The sequence below is a fragment of the Salinicola sp. MH3R3-1 genome (assembly GCF_001937155.1).
GTDB lineage: Bacteria > Pseudomonadota > Gammaproteobacteria > Pseudomonadales > Halomonadaceae > Salinicola > Salinicola halophyticus.
Map to the genome: position 1 here is coordinate 96,001 of NZ_MSDP01000021.1, position 17,705 is coordinate 113,705.

General features: G+C 61.9%; 18 protein-coding genes. 5 read left to right on the forward strand and 13 right to left on the reverse strand.

Annotated elements, in window-relative coordinates:
* The first annotated feature begins 203 nt into the window (after positions 1-203).
* On the forward strand, positions 204-1,883 hold the full coding sequence (gene rpsA, locus BTW08_RS14095; protein ID WP_075563159.1) for a 30S ribosomal protein S1: 1,680 nt from the start codon (positions 204-206) through the stop codon (positions 1,881-1,883).
* A gap of 108 nt (positions 1,884-1,991) precedes the next feature.
* Here rpsA and BTW08_RS14100 read toward each other — a convergent pair whose 3' ends face one another.
* The 3 genes from BTW08_RS14100 to BTW08_RS14110 all read right to left on the reverse strand — a co-directional run bounded on the left by BTW08_RS14100 (position 1,992) and on the right by BTW08_RS14110 (position 3,744).
* On the reverse strand, positions 1,992-2,405 hold the full coding sequence (locus BTW08_RS14100; RefSeq protein WP_246837755.1) for a hypothetical protein: 414 nt from the start codon (positions 2,403-2,405) through the stop codon (positions 1,992-1,994).
* Positions 2,406-2,500: 95 nt separating this feature from the next.
* On the reverse strand, positions 2,501-3,229 hold the full coding sequence (locus BTW08_RS14105; protein WP_075563160.1) for an RNA methyltransferase: 729 nt from the start codon (positions 3,227-3,229) through the stop codon (positions 2,501-2,503).
* Positions 3,230-3,423: 194 nt separating this feature from the next.
* Positions 3,424-3,744 carry a hypothetical protein gene (locus BTW08_RS14110; protein WP_075563161.1) on the reverse strand — a complete coding sequence of 107 codons (321 nt, stop codon included), beginning with the start codon at positions 3,742-3,744 and terminating at the stop codon, positions 3,424-3,426.
* Positions 3,745-4,058: 314 nt separating this feature from the next.
* On the opposite strand from BTW08_RS14110, the gene BTW08_RS14115 reads away from it, so the two are divergent.
* Both BTW08_RS14115 and BTW08_RS14120 read left to right on the forward strand, forming a co-directional pair.
* Positions 4,059-4,334, forward strand: a complete 276-nt coding sequence (locus BTW08_RS14115; RefSeq protein WP_188113831.1) for a hypothetical protein — start codon at positions 4,059-4,061, stop codon at positions 4,332-4,334.
* A 165-nt stretch (positions 4,335-4,499) separates the two neighbouring features.
* A complete protein-coding gene (locus BTW08_RS14120; protein WP_075563162.1) occupies positions 4,500-4,658 on the forward strand; it encodes a YqaE/Pmp3 family membrane protein in 159 nt (52 codons plus the stop codon).
* A gap of 188 nt (positions 4,659-4,846) precedes the next feature.
* Here the strand turns inward: BTW08_RS14120 and BTW08_RS14125 are convergent, their stop codons facing one another.
* On the reverse strand, positions 4,847-5,299 hold the full coding sequence (locus BTW08_RS14125) for a DUF6314 family protein (RefSeq protein ID WP_139313667.1): 453 nt from the start codon (positions 5,297-5,299) through the stop codon (positions 4,847-4,849).
* A 28-nt stretch (positions 5,300-5,327) separates the two neighbouring features.
* Between BTW08_RS14125 and BTW08_RS14130 the strand changes: the two genes are divergently transcribed.
* Positions 5,328-6,218 (forward strand): carboxylate/amino acid/amine transporter, encoded by an 891-nt coding sequence (locus BTW08_RS14130; RefSeq protein WP_075563163.1) that lies wholly within the window; start codon positions 5,328-5,330, stop codon positions 6,216-6,218.
* Here the strand turns inward: BTW08_RS14130 and BTW08_RS14135 are convergent.
* The 3 genes from BTW08_RS14135 to BTW08_RS14145 form a co-directional block, all read right to left on the reverse strand.
* The gene (locus BTW08_RS14135; protein ID WP_083627887.1) at positions 6,154-7,203 is read right to left on the reverse strand and encodes a DUF1853 family protein; all 1,050 of its coding nucleotides are present in this window, start codon (positions 7,201-7,203) and stop codon (positions 6,154-6,156) included. The two genes, BTW08_RS14130 and BTW08_RS14135, sit on opposite strands and share 65 nt — an antisense overlap.
* A 148-nt stretch (positions 7,204-7,351) precedes the next feature.
* A complete protein-coding gene (locus BTW08_RS14140) occupies positions 7,352-7,987 on the reverse strand; it encodes a cell wall hydrolase (RefSeq protein ID WP_075563164.1) in 636 nt (211 codons plus the stop codon).
* Positions 7,971-8,306 carry an antibiotic biosynthesis monooxygenase gene (locus BTW08_RS14145; RefSeq protein ID WP_075563165.1) on the reverse strand — a complete coding sequence of 112 codons (336 nt, stop codon included), beginning with the start codon at positions 8,304-8,306 and terminating at the stop codon, positions 7,971-7,973. The genes BTW08_RS14140 and BTW08_RS14145 overlap by 17 nt, the downstream gene beginning before the upstream one ends.
* A gap of 244 nt (positions 8,307-8,550) precedes the next feature.
* Between BTW08_RS14145 and BTW08_RS14150 the strand changes: the two genes are divergently transcribed.
* Positions 8,551-9,477 (forward strand): LysR family transcriptional regulator, encoded by a 927-nt coding sequence (locus BTW08_RS14150; RefSeq protein ID WP_075563166.1) that lies wholly within the window; start codon positions 8,551-8,553, stop codon positions 9,475-9,477.
* Positions 9,478-9,482: 5 nt separating this feature from the next.
* On the opposite strand, the gene BTW08_RS14155 is transcribed toward BTW08_RS14150, so the two are convergent.
* The 6 genes from BTW08_RS14155 to BTW08_RS14180 form a co-directional block, all read right to left on the reverse strand.
* Positions 9,483-10,355, reverse strand: coding sequence for a VOC family protein (locus BTW08_RS14155; RefSeq protein ID WP_075563167.1), 873 nt, complete (start codon positions 10,353-10,355; stop codon positions 9,483-9,485).
* A 230-nt stretch (positions 10,356-10,585) separates the two neighbouring features.
* Positions 10,586-12,145 (reverse strand): aldehyde dehydrogenase family protein, encoded by a 1,560-nt coding sequence (locus BTW08_RS14160; protein WP_075563168.1) that lies wholly within the window; start codon positions 12,143-12,145, stop codon positions 10,586-10,588.
* Positions 12,142-13,053 (reverse strand): NAD(P)-dependent oxidoreductase, encoded by a 912-nt coding sequence (locus tag BTW08_RS14165; protein ID WP_075563169.1) that lies wholly within the window; start codon positions 13,051-13,053, stop codon positions 12,142-12,144. The genes BTW08_RS14160 and BTW08_RS14165 overlap by 4 nt, the downstream gene beginning before the upstream one ends.
* A gap of 52 nt (positions 13,054-13,105) precedes the next feature.
* The gene (locus tag BTW08_RS14170) at positions 13,106-14,266 is read right to left on the reverse strand and encodes a M20 aminoacylase family protein (protein ID WP_075563170.1); all 1,161 of its coding nucleotides are present in this window, start codon (positions 14,264-14,266) and stop codon (positions 13,106-13,108) included.
* Between the two features lie 29 nt (positions 14,267-14,295).
* Positions 14,296-15,603 carry a DUF3100 domain-containing protein gene (locus BTW08_RS14175; protein WP_075563171.1) on the reverse strand — a complete coding sequence of 436 codons (1,308 nt, stop codon included), beginning with the start codon at positions 15,601-15,603 and terminating at the stop codon, positions 14,296-14,298.
* Between the two features lie 185 nt (positions 15,604-15,788).
* Positions 15,789-17,705, reverse strand: a 1,917-nt coding sequence (locus BTW08_RS14180) for a pyrroloquinoline quinone-dependent dehydrogenase (protein WP_075563172.1), incomplete at its 5' end; no start/stop codon positions are given.

Here is a 17,705-nt window from a genome sequence, read left to right on the forward strand (position 1 = left end):
GTTTTGGACGGCACCAGCGGACGACGCACTTCCGTTCCGGGGCCCCTGGCAAGATGTCATGACGTGCAACGATCCGACTGGCAAGTCGTTGCAGGTCGAACCAGCGCTAACATCCCCAGGGATATGTCGATAAGGCCCGTGCTCGCTGGTGGTGCGGAGGAAGACGGTTTGACCGTCATCAACGTTGATCACGTAGGAATCACATGAGCGAAAGCTTTGCTGAGTTATTTGAACAGTCTCTCCAGGACATCAACATGGAACCCGGTGCCATCGTCATGGCGACCGTGGTTGACATCGAAGGCGACTGGATCACTGTTAACGCTGGCCTGAAGTCCGAGGGGCAGATCCCCGTGGCGCAGTTCCGCGACGACAATGGCGAAATGACCATTGCGGTCGGTGACGAAGTCAAGGTCGCGCTGGAAGCCGTCGAAGATGGTTTCGGCGAGACTCGCCTGTCACGCGAGAAGGCCAAGCGCGCCGAAGCGTGGAAAGAGCTGGAAGCGGCCTTCGAGAAGGACGAGATCGTCAAGGGCGTGATCAACGGCAAGGTCAAGGGTGGTTTCACCGTCGACGTCGCCTCTATCCGCGCCTTCCTGCCGGGTTCACTGGTCGACGTGCGTCCGGTCCGCGATACCGCGCACCTCGAGCACAAAGAGCTGGACTTCAAGGTCATCAAGCTCGACCCGAAACGCAATAACGTCGTCGTTTCCCGCCGTGCCGTGCTCGAAGCCGAGAACAGTGCCGAGCGTGAAGCGCTGCTCGCCACCTTGCAGGAAGGCCAGCAGATCATCGGTATCGTCAAGAACCTGACCGACTACGGCGCTTTCGTCGACCTCGGCGGCGTCGATGGCCTGCTGCACATCACCGACATGGCCTGGAAGCGTATCAAGCATCCGAGCGAAATCGTTGCCGTCGGCGACGAGATCAATGTCAAGGTGCTCAAGTTCGACCGTGAGCGTAACCGTGTTTCTCTGGGTCTCAAGCAGCTGGGCGAAGACCCGTGGGTCAACATCGTCGACCGCTATCCGGAAGGCATGAAGGTCAACGCTCGCGTCACCAATCTGACCGACTACGGCTGCTTCGCCGAGCTGGAAGAGGGTGTCGAAGGTCTGGTTCACGTCTCCGAAATGGACTGGACCAACAAGAACATCCATCCGTCCAAGGTGGTTCAGGTCGGTGATGAAGTCGAAGTCATGATTCTCGACATCGACGAAGAGCGTCGTCGTATTTCCCTGGGTATCAAGCAGTGCACCACCAACCCGTGGGAAGACTTCAGCGGCCGTTACAACAAGGGCGACCGCGTTGCCGGCACCATCAAGTCGATCACCGACTTCGGTATCTTCATCGGTCTTGAAGGCGGCATCGACGGTCTGGTTCACCTCTCCGACATCTCCTGGAGCGAAACCGGCGAAGAAGCGGTTCGTCAGTTCAAGAAGGGCGATGAAGCGGAAGCGGTCATCCTGTCGATCGATCCGGAGCGTGAGCGCATTTCGCTGGGCATCAAGCAGCTCGAGTCCGATCCGGTCTCCGAGTTCCTGGCCGTCAACGACAAGGGCGCGCTCGTCACGGGCCGCATCGTCGAAGTCGATGCCAAGGAAGCCCATGTCGAGCTGGCGACTGATGTCGTGGCCGTGCTCAAGGCCTCCGAGATCAGCGCTGACCGTGTCGAAGACGCGCGCAACGTGCTGAACGAAGGCGACAGCGTCGAAGCACGGATTGTCAGCGTGGATCGCAAGAGCCGCGTGATCAATCTCTCGATCAAGGCGAAAGACCAGGTCGAGGCGCCGCGTCGTGCGCCGGGCAAGACGCGTGACCAGGAAGCGGAGCCCAACGGCCCGACTACCATCGGTGATCTGATCAAGCAGCAGATGGGCCAGGACTAATTCTCTGAATTAGTTCTATCCCTCAGAAAACAGCGCCTCCGGGCGCTGTTTTTTTATGCGTCACCGTCAGGCATAACCATGTGGTCAATCGGTTCGAGCCCGAGGCGCTCAGCGCCCGAACCAGTGGCGAAAGCGCCGGTCTGCTTTGGGTGATGGTTTTGTCGCCAGCGTCGGCTTCCCTGCGAGCTGGTCGATGGCCTGGCCCAGTGGCAGGCAAATGGCGTCGAGATGATGCCGACACAGTCGCTGATCGAGAGCCCCGGGGCACTGGGCCATCAGCAGTCCGCAGTGATAGTTTGCCTGGTCCAACGGCGAGTGAAGATCGCGAAACGGCGATGCCTGTTGGCGACAGCGCTGGAGCTCACCGAGCAGCAATTGCAGGGTCTGGGCATCCAGCCAGCAACGCCGCGTTTCATCGTCGGCCGCCGTTATCGAATTGCCGATGGCCCGGAACGACACCTGCAGAAAGACGCAGGTGTAGTAGAGCTGGGAGCGCTCGGTCATCATCGTCGTCATCGCCATTTTTGATGAGAGTGATTCCTATTCTCTATCTCGACGGCTCCACTGTCAAAGTGCTTTTTCGGGGAGGTTTTTCCGAGGCACCCGGCGTATCCCCTTCACTCTGATGGACTGCGGCTTTCCAGCGCATTGAGAACCCCACGCAGAATCGATAGCTCCTTGCGGCTGGGCTCGGCGCGGGTAAACAGCGCTCGAAGATGGGCCTCCGTCTTGGCATGGGGCTGGGTCAGGAACCCGGCGCTATCCAGGGCTCGATGGAGATGACCATAGAAGTGTTCGAGCTGCTCGACCGTAGGATAGGGGCCGGCCGCTCTGGGCACCTGATGCGCCTCACCGTGCATTCGGGACTGTCTGAACGCTTCATAAGCGACGATCTGCACAGCCTGGGAAAGGTTCAGCACGCCATAATCGGGATTGGCGGGGATGTTCAACTGATGGGTGCAGTGGCCGATTTCCTCATTGGTCAACCCGTAGCGCTCCCGCCCGAAGACGATCGCGACGGGCCCTTCCGGTAGGCGCTGCCACAGCTCCGCTGCCATGAGATCCGGCGCGTGGTAGCAAGGAAGGGGCAGGCTGCGTAGACGAGCGCTGGCACCGATAACCTGGACACAGTCGCCGATCGCCTCGGAAAGCGTTTCGACGACGCGGCAGTCGTCGATGAGATCGGTCGCGCCAGCGGCGAGCCGAGTCGCTTCTTCATCGGGAAACTGGCGTGGCGACACCAGTACCAGATCGCTCAGCCCCATGGTTTTCATGGCACGTGCGCTGGCACCGATGTTGCCGGGATGGAAAGTCTGGACGAGAACGATGCGAATGCGATCCAGCATGCGTGGAAGGCTCCTGCTGACAAAGGCCTGATAACAAAAGAAAGGCGAAGTCTGACATAAATGGAAATCCGGCGGGAGCCGGTTGCTGCGTTACCGCTATCCCACGCGCTGAGCCCTATAACGACGAAACCCACCGGAAGGGTGGGTTCGTCACTGGTTTCAAGCGTGTCGAAACTAACTGGGCATGAGCAGGATCACTGGCTTTCGATGGCGTCCCCTGCGGCGTCGCTCTGGCCCTCGGCATTGATGTCGTCCAGTTCTTTCGAATCGGAAACATCAGTGGCTTCATCGGTCTCGGAGTCGACGGCATCGAGCGACTGGTTGGCGGCATCGCTGTGGCCGCTTTCCTTGTCGGTATCTTCCTTGCCGGAGGCGGTAACGCCGCTGCCTTCGGCGAGAGGCTTGTCATTGGCGTTCTCGGCTTCCTGCATTGCATCGCTCTGCGCCATGGCGCTGCCAGCGAAACCCATCAGCATCAGGGCGGTCAGTGAAGCGGTGATCAGATTCTTTCTCATGACAAATTCCTTTTGTGGAGGAGAACGGCATCGCGCTTTACTACGGTCAAGACACATTAACTATAGTGCATAGTCTCCATTTGTCCGCAGAATTTGCACTCGTCAACCTGTCGCCCATCTTGGCAGTCTGCTCAGGCTGGAATCCTTTCAGACGCGGGAGGCTTGAACTCCCGGGACTTCGACGCCATATCAGAGGTCAGTGTCGTAACTGCCTTTGCCGTCGTGACGTAGCCGTGAACGAGTCGATACCGTAAATCGGCTCCTCATGTGAGTGGTTCGTCGTACCGCTTAGGCGCGAACAGGAGAATCAGCTCATGAATGCAAAAGACTACATGGCCAAGCAGGGGATCTCGCTCGACAAGGAGGAAGAAAAGCCTCAGTCGCTCGAGGAGAAAGCCTGGGCCCGTGCCCGCGAGGCCGCGGAACATGGCCCCCGCAGTGGAACGCCGCATGACTGGGAAGACTGGGAGCGCCACCACGACGAACTGGCTTCCGATTCGCGCTCGATCCACAGCAAGGTAGGCGATCGGGGGCGCGCCAAAGGGCGCGATGCGAAGAGCGAGATAAATGACAAGGAGCGTGATCAATGAAAGGCTGCGTTCGACGCTGATGGGCACTATGCTCTACACGGGGTAAGGCAAGAGTAACCAAAGCTTTTCGTCAATTTGCCCTCGGGAGTGGGATCTCTATTCTCGAGGCGCCGCAATGGATTGTCGAAGATCAATAAAGATGTCGTTCTGGGCAAAGGAGGCTACATGGACATCATTCGTATCATTATCGCTATCATTCTACCGCCGGTGGGAGTATTCCTGCAGGTCGGTCTGGGGTTGCAGTTCTGGATCAACATCGTGCTGACGCTGCTGGGCTATATTCCCGGTATCATCCACGCCATCTGGATCATCGCAACGCGTTGAGGCACCGCTTCGACACAGTCCTTCGAAATAGTCCTTCGAGACAGACCTTCGAAACATTCACGACGGCTTCCTTCGGGAAGCCGTCGTCGTTTCAGAGCAAGGTTTTCCAGGGGATCTCCTGACTCTCCTGACGACGCGATGGAACTCCCATTCATCGCCGGTAGTTATTCATCACCGGTAGTGATTCATCATCGATAGTGATAGAGAATTCGCTCGTCCTTGCGCGGACCGACGATTCGCCATTCGAGGTCCAGTCCTTCCGGTGTCAGCACCAGCCTGGCGCTATAGGCGTCCGCCGAGCACTGATGAACTTCGGCATTGACCAGAGTGTCGTCGCTCTCCGCGATCAGATCGAACAGCAGAACGGCCGCTTCGACCCCGCGTCTTTCGTGGAAAAGCCGGACGCGGTCGTCAAAGAGCTCCCAGCGATAGACGTTACGCATGGGAACGCTACGACTCCCACCGGCGACCGTGAAGGTACCCGACTCAAAGAACCGCACATGGTTGTCCTCTTGCGTGATGTCGAGCGAGCCTTCGCCGTGACCGTTCCAGCCGACGTGCGACGCTTCACCGGAGCGTGCGTCGAATTCGAAGCGCGAGAGCTTGGGCAAAAGTCGACGTAGCCGTATAATGGCTGTCAACTTTGGTTCTTTTGAAGGTTTACCGTTCATGTCGTATCTCGTTGGCGTCACGGCGCTATGGGCTTTCTCGTTCAGTCTGATCGGCGTCTATCTCTCGGGACAAGTCGACAGCTACTTCGCCGTCATGACCCGCATCATCCTGGCGACATTGGTATTTCTTCCCTTTCTGCGCCCCGCCGCATTACGCTGGCCCGTTCGCCTGGGGCTGATGGCGATCGGTAGCGTGCAGCTTGGCGTGATGTATCTCTTCTTCTATCAATCCTTCCTGTTGCTGAGCGTACCCGAAGTCCTGCTGTTTACCATCTTCACGCCGCTGTACATCACCCTGATCGATGATCTGCTGGCACGACGCTTTTCGCCGCGCTACCTGCTGGTGGCGGTCGTGGCCGTGGCTGGGGCCGCCGTCATTCGCTACGACGGCGTGACCAGCGACTACTGGTTGGGTTTTCTGGTCGTGCAGGGGGCCAACCTGAGTTTCGCTTTTGGCCAGGTCGGTTATCGCCATCTGGCGCGCAGTTTGCCAAGCGGCGTGGCGCATCGCCACCTTTTCGGCTGGTTCTATCTGGGGGCGCTGTGTCTGGCAGTGCCGGCGTTCTGGATCCTCGGTGATGCGACGAAACTGCCGTCCACGCCGCTGCAGTGGGGTGTGCTGGGCTGGCTGGGGATCGCGGCCTCCGGATTGGGATATTTTCTCTGGAACAAGGGCGCCTGCCGCGTCGATGCCGGTACCCTGGCCATCATGAACAACGCGCTGATTCCCGCGGGTCTGATCGTCAATCTGCTGATCTGGAATCGGGACGCCGATCTGACCCGATTGTGCGTCGGCGCTGCGATTCTCGCCGGTTCGCTGTGGCTCAATGCGCGCTGGGCGAAGCGCAGCGGGGTGGCAACGGCAACGCCGGCGGCCAGTCGTTCCTGACCACGAAAACCCGGCAATGGCGTCCGTCCGGCAGGATCAGCAGCAGATGTCTGGGTGAACCGTGAAGCGAGAAGTGATCGGCGAGCGCAGCACCCAGCTCTGCCAGCGACATCGGCGCCATTATCGGTGGCGCGAGCCAGTGGGGTTTGATCAGCCAGTGACCGGTAGTCGCCTCGGGTAACCGCCGGGCCAGGGTGGCCCAGCACCGATGGGAGCACCAAAGGCCCTGCCAGACGCGCTCATTGGCTAGCGTCGGCAGCGGCAGGCGCTGACGCCAGGGGTGATAGAGAAACCCTGGCATGATGATTCGCTGTTGCAGCGGTCCTTCGGCGCCGAGCCGCTGGCGCTGATGCTGGGCGGCTGGCGATTGCCCCTTGGGTAACTGATGGTACTGGAGGCGATGGCATTTGATCGCCAGGGAGTCGAAACTGCCGATGCCGATCCAGCGCGCGGCATTTCGTTCGTCGCCGGGTCCCTCGGGTAGACCAAGAAAGAACTTGATGGCCAGTTCGGCATGGTAGATCGGCGGCTTGTGCTCGGCTTCAGTCGTCGCCGTGGACGCTTCGGTGGCATACAGCAGGTCGAGTTCGCCGAGCGTCTGCCTGTCCTCGCGCAGCGTCACGTTGTGGGCCAGTAACCGGGTGCGAGGCGCGTGATCCAGAATCCATTGCCACAGCGACTCATGATAGATGCCTAGGCGATGGGAGCGGCGCGCCTGATGATGGGCCTCGAAACTGGCTGTGCGTGATTCCTGCGTTAGCAGCCAGCAACGTCTTCGGCGAGGCTCATCGAGGCCGAGCTCTGCCAATGTGGGGCGGCCGGAATAACCGGACGTCGCATCGAGGGTCGCCATATCCGGCGCGTGCAGCAGCCAGGCGATGTCGCGCACCCAGAGTTGGCGGAGTGGCGCCAGATCCTGGCGCAACGGCTCTGCCGTCGGGTGAAAGGCGTCGAATAGTGCGTCAGGTTTTGAGTCGTGAATCATCATGGCTCGATGGGTGTGGTCCGGCGCCGCAGTCGGAAGCGGCTCGATCGTGGCGCCGGATGTCGTATGCCTAGCCCCTCGATTTCACGGCCACGGCGGTGACGTCCGTTGATTCGGAGCGGGCAGATCGTTCGATCAATGCCCGCGCTCATCCCGGGAGGCGATAGAAACTGAACTCGTGCGTCTGTGTCGTCTTGACCAGCGTCGCCATCCAGCCTGGCCCGATGCTGCGATGGTGGAAGAACTGCGCACCGTGGGTGATGTCCGGCAGCGTGCCGTTGAGCGCACGCCGAGCCATCTCTCTGGCCGTCGTATATTCCTTGGGTTCGTCGGCTTCGTCGGGACGCCCGTCACACCACCAGGAAAACTGACACCGGCCGGTCTCCGAACCCTGCTGAACGACGCCGCACAGCGTGGAAGGGAAGGTCGGATCGCCCAGTCGATTCATGATCACGTTGGCGACCGCCTGCATTTCTTGCGAGTCGGTGCCCTTGGCCTCCCAGTAGATCGACCGGGCCAGGCAGGTAATTGCGTCGTCCAGGGGGGCTCGCCCGTTGGGATCGACGGCCTGCGTACCCTCGGGCGTGAGTCGTATCGCGGCGGGAGCCGGCGCTATCTGATCTGTTTCGACGACGCGCTGCTCGAGCCGTTCGGCCTTCTGCCTGGCGATTTCGGCTTTGGTGGGCGGCGGCCCGGCCAACGCTGAAGTACAGCCCAACAATAGAACGGTCAGCGCAAGGTAGCGGGACAGACCCCGGTATCGCCGATTAGACAGCCTGGTCATCGGTGCCGATCGTTTGAATGACCTCGAAACCCTCGAACTTGGGCGGGCCTAAATACAGACCTTCGCGTCGACTCTGGCCGGCGTTGGCATGAGCGGCACGGAAGGCTTCCGAATGCGTCCAGTCCTCGAAATGCTGGCGAGTGCGCCACACGGTATGTGAGGCGTAGAGAACGTGATCTTCTTCCTGGGGGCCACGCAGCATCTGAAATTCGACGAACCCCGGCAGATCCTGAAGGTGCGTTTCTCGCTCCAGCCATATCGTCTCGAATTCGTGGGTGCGTTCCGGGTTGACGCGAAAGCGGTTCATGGCGATGAACATGCATTGACTCCTGGTTAAGACATCGTCCGGGTAAGACATTTTTCTGGTTAGAACATCGGCGTCAGCGAAAGACGCCGTGTGAAGACCTTCGCCGCTCGTTTTCAGCCCTGACTGGACAACATTGCCAGCATCCCGTGGCAAAAGTCGAGCCGGAAAGGCTCAGTCAGAATCGAGCGAGGCGTTGACGTCACCAGGGGTTAGTGGGCTAATCGAGGCAACGGTTCCCGCTTCTCGGTCATCAACCATGGATATTCCTCATCAGCGCCTGGTCTATTTTCGGGTCACGGTCGAATCCGGCTCGCTACGCAAGGCCGCGGCCAGGCTCGGCATCGCGCCGTCGGCGGTCAGTCGGCAGATTGCACTGCTGGAAGCCGCCTTCGAAGCACCGCTGCTCGAACGCACGCCGAGAGGGATCAGGCCCACACCGGTGGGCGAGATGGCGCTGGATTACTGTCGCCAGCGCGGAGACCTCGACGATGCATTCATCGGTCGGCTGGAGGCGTACCAGCGGCTCGAGACCGGTACGATCTCGCTGGTCGTCGGCGAGGGGTTCATCAACGATCTGATCGATGCCCCGCTGAAAGCTTTTGCTGAGCGCTACCGAGGCGTGCGTCTGGACATCGAGCAGGGCAGTACCGACGAGATCATCGAAGCCGTGGTCGAGGATCGGGCACATATCGGATTGATGTTCCACGAGCGAGTGCACCCGCAGATTCGCTTCTGGGCTTCCAGTGGCCAGCCGCTGCTGGCGATCTGCCCCGTGGATCATGCGCTGGCCCGGGAATTGAAGCCGATCTCGCTGCAACGACTCAGCGAAACCCCCATGGCGCTCTGGAAGCCGGGCCACGGCGTGCGCCGATTGGTGGATCAGGCCTTCGTGCAGGCGGGGTTGCGGCCGCAGGTGGCCGTGGAGACCAATTCGATGGCCGTGCTGCGTCGCGCGGTGGTGGCGGGTATGGGCATCACGCTACTGCCTCGCTTTGCCGTTGCCCACGAACTGGGCGAAGGCAATGTCGTTGCCTTGCCGGTGGCGTCGGCACTCTTTCAGAATTCCCAGGCCCACATGGTCACTCGGGTGGGCCGGCGCCAACCTCAGGCGAGTCTCAAGCTGCTGCGTCATCTCGGTTCGTGGATGCAGGCATTCCGCTCGCTGTCAGGCCGATCTGACTGAAACGTTCAGCGCTGCTCGAAACGCAGCAGCGTGCCGAGCACGCCGGGCGCGATATCGGCCTGGGTTTCGCTGTGGCGGTGGTAGTCGATGCCGACAGCTTCCCACTGCGTGATGGCGGCATTCAGGTCCCGGCAGGTCAACGTCAACGCCACGGCTCGTGGCGGCTGCTCTTCCAGATCCCCCAGGCTCGGGAAGGTTTCCGCCAGGGCTCGGCGATCGAGCAGGTGGCAGTCGCCCTTGTGGGTATGAATGGTCCATTCGGTGTCGCCGCCGCGTACGGCCTGGGGGCCATGAATGCGTCTGAAGTATTCGACGTCATAGCCGGGATCATCGCTGACGTACCAGATGTCGGCGATCGAGGTGGCGGTGTTGGCATGCGATTCCTGGGTCGGGTCGACACGAAACAGTTCCGGACGCAGCTGCTGGCACAGGAACTGGGTCAGGAAGGGGCGTTCTGCATCATGCAGGATATCCAGCGCCACGCTGATCTCTTCGTCGCGTCCGCTTGGCAGATGTGCTGTGCGTCGAAAAATGATCGGACACGCCTCGGTAAATCCTCGCGCTGCCACCAGCGCATGATCGCGCTGAATGCTGTTGCTATCGAGCGCCACCATGGCGATACCGTCGCCGACCGCTTTCAGACGAGCCTCGATTAGCCGGCCGAACTGGAAGCCGTTATCGTCCTGGTAATCGAGGCATTCGGGACGCCCGATACCGATCAATTCGATGAAATTATTGCTGAAGAACAGCAGGTGATTGTCCGTGCCCCACGGGTGCTGATGGCGCGCGTTGACGGTGAAACCCAGATCCGTGGCTGCCCGGGCGGCATGATCGAGATCACTGACCGCCAGTAAAGGGTGATCGATACCGAAGCTCATGAGCCGTCCGTCCGATAGTGTCGTTGTCTGCAGTATTGCCTAAGATCGAGAGTAAGAGGGGTAGGGTACGGGATCGGCCGCGTTTTTTCTCATTTCGGCACCGCTCTCTCGGTCCGGCTCTGCCACGACACGGTCGATATCTTTCGACGTATTGGGCCCATGCGGCGAGATTCACGGCAGCCCGATGGCTAAGGCTTGCCGGTTTCTTACTTTCGACCGCGCCCAGATCGCTACGCGTGGCCGCTGCCGTAGCCCATGGCGACGCTGGCTTCGAGGCCGGTCTCGACCCACACGCTTTGGGGAATCGTGTATTCGCGCAAGCCGTCGAGTCCGCTGGAGCGGCCGAAACCGCTGTCGCGGAAGCCGCCGAAGGGCGACATCACATTGATCGCCTTGTAGCTGTTGATCCAGACGGTGCCGGCGCGCAACTGAGCGGCGACGCGATGCGCCCGGGCCGGATCCTGCGTCCAGACGGCACCGGCGAGGCCGAAGCGAGTTGCATTGGCGAGGCGAATGGCATCGGCTTCGTCATCGAACGGCATTGCCACCACGACCGGGCCAAAGACTTCCTCGCAGGCGATTTCCATCGAGGCATCGACATCGGCGATCACGGTGGGCGCGAGATAGTAGCCGTCCGCCCCTTCTGGCAGGTCCGCAGGGCGGGCGCCGCCGCTAACGATGCGAGCCCCGGCAGCGCAGGCGCGTTCGATCATGCCGGTCACGCGTTCGAACTGGCGCGCGTTCTGCAGCGGTCCCATCCGGGTCGCTTCCTCGGCGGGCAGGCCAACGGCGATCTGGCTGGCAGCACGGCCGACGCGTTCGACCACGGCGTCGAAAATGTCGCGCTGGATCAGCAGTCGCGAGCCGGCCACGCAGCTCTGCCCGGCCGCCGCGAAGATCGCCGCCTGCGCGCCGGCCACGGCGTCGTCGAGCCTGGCATCGCCGAAGATGATATTGGCGGATTTGCCGCCGAGCTCGAGCACGCTGGGCACCAGCCGACGGGCGCCGGCTTCGGCAATCAGGCGGCCGCTGTCGGGCGAGCCGACGAACACCAGCTTGCTGATGCCGTCGTGGCCGGTCAGGGCTGCGCCGGTGGTCGTGCCGACGCCGTTAACGATGTTGATCAGGCCTTGCGGCAGGCCGCCGGATTCGAGCAGGCGGGCGATGACGACCGAAGAGAATGGCGTCAGCTCCGAGGGTTTGAGCACGACCCCGTTGCCCGCGGCGATGGCCGGGGCCAGCTGCCAGGCGCAGGTGAACATCGGCGCATTCCAGGGCGTGATCTGGCCGACGACGCCGAACGGCACGTGGCGCACGTAGTTGAGATGCGAGGTGGGCACCGGGATGACTTCGCCGTGCTGCTTGTCGCACCAGCCGGCGTAGTACTCGAACATTTCGCGGACCTTGCCGACTTCGCCCCGGCAATCGCGGATCGGCTTACCCGCGACCACGCTCTCTAGCTGGGCGAGGTCTTCTTCGTGGCCCTCCAGTCGACGGACGGCGGTGTTCATGCGTCGACCCCGTTCGCTGGCGGTCAGCGCCATCCATTCGACCTGGGCACGTGCAGCGGCTTCGACGGCCTGATTCAGCAGTTCGGCACCGGCATCTCGATAGTTGATCAGTTCACCGCCGGTGGCCGGATTCGTCAGCCTGATGGCATCGCCCTGACCGGTGACCAGATCGCCATTGATCCAGTTGGAACAGGGCGTGTCTCCGGCTTCCAGCGACAAACCGAATTGGGTGAGAAGACGATGCAGGGTTTGCTGTGCCTGAGTGTTCAGCGCGTTCATGCGGAGGCTTCCTCATCGCCGGCGGCGGAAGGGGCGAAACCGATGCCGGCCTGGGCCAGAATGGGCGAAGTGATGTGATTGAAGTCGTCGGCATCCGCCGGCCGATCGGCGTTGACGTGCCAGCCAGCCACTACCTGATCCAACAGCGCCAGATCGAGGTCGAGACCTTCGGCGGCATCGCGCGCCAGGCGCAGGTCCTTGCGCATCAAGCCGCTGGTAAAGCCGGAGTCGAAGCGCCCGGAGAGAATCCATTCAGGAAAGTTGACTTCACTGATGGCGCTGCGACCGGAGCCGCTGTTAAGACCGGCCAGGCAGGCCGCCGGGTCGACTCCCGCCTTGGCGGCCAGCGTGACCGCCTCGGCTGTGGCGATCAGGTTGGTGGCGCAGAGGTAGTTGTTGGCCAGCTTGACGACGTGGCCGCTGCCCGGGCCGCCCACGTGGGTGCGTCTGGCGGACATTGCCTCGAGCATCGGCATGACCCGCTCGATCGTTGCCATGTCGCCGCCCAGCAGCATGCCGAGCTTGCCGCTCGCCGCGCCCTTGGGGCCGCCGCTGACCGGCGCGTCCAGCCATTCGAGCCCGGCATCGATCACCTTGGCCGCCAGTTCGCGGCTCACCACCGGATCGCTGGTGGAGGTATCGACGATCACGCTGCCCCTGGGCGCCAGTGTGAGCAAGCCCGGGGACGTCTCGATGACTTCACGCACGTGATCGGAGGTCGGCAGTGACAGCAGATAGACGTCGCTGGCCGGCATCGCGTCGGGCGTGACGGTGTCGAGACCCTGATCGGCGAGACGTTGGCGGGCGGTTTCGAACACGTCGCTGCCGGTGACATCGAAGCCGGCGCGCTTGAGCGTCAGCGACATGTTGCCGCCCATCTGGCCAAGACCGATGACGGTGATTTTCATGCAGTTCTCCTGGCTGGGTCTGGAAATGAAGCGTTCCGCTCGGCGCGTCGTGTCACTCGCTCAGCAGTTCCCTCACCAGTGCTTGCCAGTAGGCAACGCCGAGGGGAGAGATGGCATCGTTGAAGTCGTAGGCCGGGTTGTGCAGCGCGGCGCTATTGCCGTTGCCCAGCCAGACATAAGCGCCGGGGCACTGGTTCAGCATGAAGGCGAAGTCTTCCGACCCCATGCTGGGCGCCATGTCGCGGTGAACCTTGGCGATACCGGGAAGCGTGTCGAGCACGTCGGCGCAGCGCGCGGCGTGCTCGGGATCGTTGATCGTCGCCGGATAGCGCGCCTGATAGTCGAGTTCGGCCTTGAGGCCGTGAAACTGGGCGGTGGCATCCACGGCATCGCGAAAGCGCTGCTCCAGCCTGGCCTTGAGCGCTGCATCGAAGCAGCGCACGGTGCCGCGCAGTTCGACCGTCTCGGGAATGACGTTATAGGCGTCGCCAGCGTGAAACTGGGTAATACTCAGCACGGCGGATTGATGGGGCGGGGTCTCGCGGCTGATCAAGCCCTGCAGTTGATTGGCCAGCTGGCAGGCGGCAAGCACCACATCCGTGCCCAGATGCGGCATGGCGGCGTGGCAGCCGCGCCCGGTCAGTCTGAGCGTGAAAACATCGAACGCCGCCATTACCGGGCCGTCGTGGACGGCGGCTTCACCGACAGCGAGTCCCGGCCAGTTGTGCAGGCCGTAAACCGCCGCCATCGGGAAGCGCTCGAACAATCCTTCCTCGACCATCACGCGGCCGCCACCTTCGCTCTCTTCGGCGGGCTGGAAAATACAGTGCACCTGGCCGGCAAAGTCTGGGTTTCTCGCCAGTGCGCAGGCCGCGCCCAGCAGCATGGTGGTGTGGCCGTCGTGGCCGCAGGCATGCATGCGGCCCGGTATCGTCGAGCGGTAGTCGACGTCGTTGAGCTCCTCGATCGGAAGCGCATCGATATCGGCACGCAGACCAATGGCACGGCCCGGGCCTCGGTTACCCTCGATGGTGACAACGATACCGGTACCGCCGCCAAGGCCGGTGACCGGGTCGAGACCGTGCTCACGTAGTATCGCGGCAATGCGCTGACTGGTGCGAGTCTCTTCGAACGCGATCTCCGGATGGCGGTGGAAGTCGTGGCGCCACTCGGTCAACGTTTCAGGATCGGGATAGGAAGCGGGTTGGTTCATGATCTCCTCCGATAATGGCGGTCAATGACTTAAAGCAACAGTTGGGCTACGACCGCCGAACCGACATAGGTGCCGGTGAATACCAGCAGCGAGATGATGATCAGTTTCCAGCCGGTCTGGCGGAACATCGTGAACTCGCGGCGGCTGAGGGCCAGTCCGGCGTAGGCCAGCACCGGCGTGACGATGGCCAGGAAATTGACCGCGGCGAGCTGATCGACGATCCAGCCGCTGCCCGGAAAAAACGGCAGCGTCATGATGATGCTGACCAGTGATACCCAGGCCACGCCGGGCAGATAGAACGGTGCCAGGCGGGTGATGACCAGGCCGATCAGGGTCATGATGTAGAGAATGATCATGCCCGGCAGGGCGTCGATCAGTGAGGCGCCGTTGATGGTGTTGGCGATCCAGCCGACCACGCAGGCCATCGCCAGCACCGCGGCGGTCTTGCCGAGATTCGATTCGGGACGTTCTTCGGCGGTCAGGTCGTCGTTTTCACCCTGACTGCCGCCATCGGCCGCGGTGACACCCGCCATGCTGTCGGCGCGACTACGTCCGCCCAGGCGGCGATATAGCCATTCCGCGACGGGCAGCGCGATGAACAGTGACACGTAAAGCCCCGTGGCGTAGGTCAGCAGGTTGCTGGCGCCAGCGAAAGCGAGCAGGTCATCGGCGAGATCGGGCATGGCGCCGGCAAGCGCCCCGGAGCAGGCCGCCACCATGCTGCCGCTGCCGACACCGCAGGCCATGGCCAGCGCGCGTGGATCGAACCAGTCGAGCGAGGCCAGATAGCCGGCCATCAGCGCGAACCACAACGTGCCGAACATGGTGCCGACGACATACACGCCCATTACGCCGATCCCCTCCGGCCCCTTGAGGCCGTACTTGTCGGAGATGATCGCGATATTGGGCTCGCGAGCGATCGAGTATGTCGCGCCGATGGCCTCGCGGCCCATCTTGAGCACCAGCACCGCGACCGGCAATGCCACCAGCATGGTGCCGAGGTTGCCCAGTTCCTGCAGGATCAGTGCCGGGCCGGCGCTGATGAGCTGGTCGATGGCCGGGCCGATGGTCGAGCCGAAGCGTGCGATGAACGGCATGATCGAGATCAGGATCAGCGGGGTAGCCGCCTGGCTGACGCTTTCCGGCAGGAATCGCTTCGTTCCCGCAAATAGATGGGGGTTGAGCAGTACGCCGAGGATAAAGGCATAGAACAACGGCAACAGCAGCAGGGCGCCGGGTCCGAGCGGGATCTTGAGAATGCCGATCCATTCACTGAACAGCGAGAGTACGACGACCAGCAGGTGCAGGCGCCAGTTGAGCAGTTGGGAGAGGGACATCGGTCGCGACCTCTTTATTGTTGGTGGAGAGGTGATTGACCGAGTATCGAGAGAGAGCGTGATCGAATGAAAGGCGCGAGGTGTTCTGTTTATTGGATGGCCTGACGTAAAACGGGGTGGGCCAAAGGCCCACCCCGTCACGACGATTGCGGCTGTTACCGCATCAGTGTTGCCGAACTAGAGAATCAATCCTCCGGCAGGGCGTACACCACGACCTGATCGCCAACCTGATCCTTGAGGATCGTGTTGCCGCCGGCGACGAAGGCAACATACTGGCGGCCCTTGTACTCGTAGACCGAGGGATTGGCCACGGCCGGTGCTTCGGCCTGGTCTTCCCACAACTCTTCACCGGTCTTCAGCGAGAAGGCGCGCAGCTTGGCATCCATCGAGGCACCGATGAACACGACGCCGCCTGCCGTCACGGCCGGGCCACCGATGGTCGGTGAACCCCATTTTTCGGGCATGAAGAAGCCGTACTGCTGAGAAGCCCCGATCGGACGACGCCATTTCACGTCACCGGTATGCATGTCGATCGCCACGAGCTCGCCGAAGGGCGGCTCCCAGCAGGGCATGCCCAGCCAGTTCGTCGCGACCTGCAGGCGCAGGCCGTACGGCGCGCCTTCCTGCGGCGCGAAGCCACTCTCGTTGCCGGAGCCGCTATCGGCCTTTTTGTAATCCTCGCGATTGTACAGCTTGATGGTCTGCACGATATGCGAGGTGTTGACGATCGCGGTCTGACTCTGGGGATCGTAAGCGACACCGCCCCACTGCACGCCACCGGCACTATCAGGATAGGAGAGTGCGCCTTCTCCCTTGGTGGTCGGCGGTGTGTACATGCCTTCGTAGGTCAGATTGTCCCACAGACGCGAACACTGGCCACCGCCCACGGCATCGGCGAGGCCCCAGATCTCGGGCTTCTTGGACTGATCCAGCAGCGGGGCCGGCTTGGTCGGGAACGGCTGTGTCGGAGCATACACTTCGCCTTTGACGCTGCCATCGCCCTGCGGTACCGGACGTTCCTCGATTGGCCAGACGTCTTCCCCGGTCAGACGGTTGACCACGAACAGGAAGCCCTGCTTGGTCGCCTGAACCAGTGCCGGAATCTCTTTTCCGTCGACGGTGATATCCATCAACGTCGGGGCGGAGTTGATGTCGTAGTCCCAGATATCGTGGTGAACCCACTGACGAGACCACACCACTTTACCGGTGTCGATATCCAGCGCGGTGGTCGACGTTGCCAGCGGTGCCTTTTCGGTGCGGTTGCCGCCCCAGTAGTTCGGAGATGGCGAAGAGACCGGCAGATAGAGCAGGCCGTTCTCGCGGTCGGCAGACATGTGCGTCCAGACGTTGGCGGTACCGCTCTTCTCGCGCATCTCGTCGGAGAGCGCTTGGAACGTCCATTCGAGCTCGCCGGTCTGGGCGTTCAGCGAGAAGATCGTTCCCGGCGGTGCCTGTTCGTAGGCCCAGTCCATACCGGCCCAACCGAGCATCAGGTGATCACCGACCACGGTCGGTGGCTGCAGTATGGACAGCGGCCATACGGCGTGGGTGTCGTTCCACTGGTTGACGTTGAGCACGCCGTTGTCGGCGAAGCCCTTGCAGAGCTTGCCGGTATCGGCGTCCAGCGCGAACAGCTGAGCGTCCATGGTGCCCATGTAGACGATCTTCTGGCACGGTTCACCGGCGACCGGGTTTTCTGCTTCCCAATAGGACACGCCGCGGTTCTTCAACACCGGCTGGGTCAGCGCCTTGCGCGAAGACTTGGTGTCGAAGCTCCACTTCTCTTTACCGGTGCCCGGGTCGAGCGCGATCAGGCGATAGAAGGGCGTGCCGATATAGATGGTGTCGTTGGCGAAGACGGGCGTCGCCGACCAGACGCTTGCCGGCGTATCTCCGGAACCGTCGGAGACGTCACCGGTATGGAATTCCCAGACTTTCTCGAGATCGCCGACATTGTCCGCCGTAATCTGGTCGAGGGGGCTGTACTTCTGGGCGTTGAGCTGACCGTGGAAGCTGTCCCAGGTGGCGTTTTCCGGCACCAGCGGAATCGACGGGCGATCGCTGTCGTTGCGGGCGCCGGTGTCCGTCGTGGCAACGTCTTC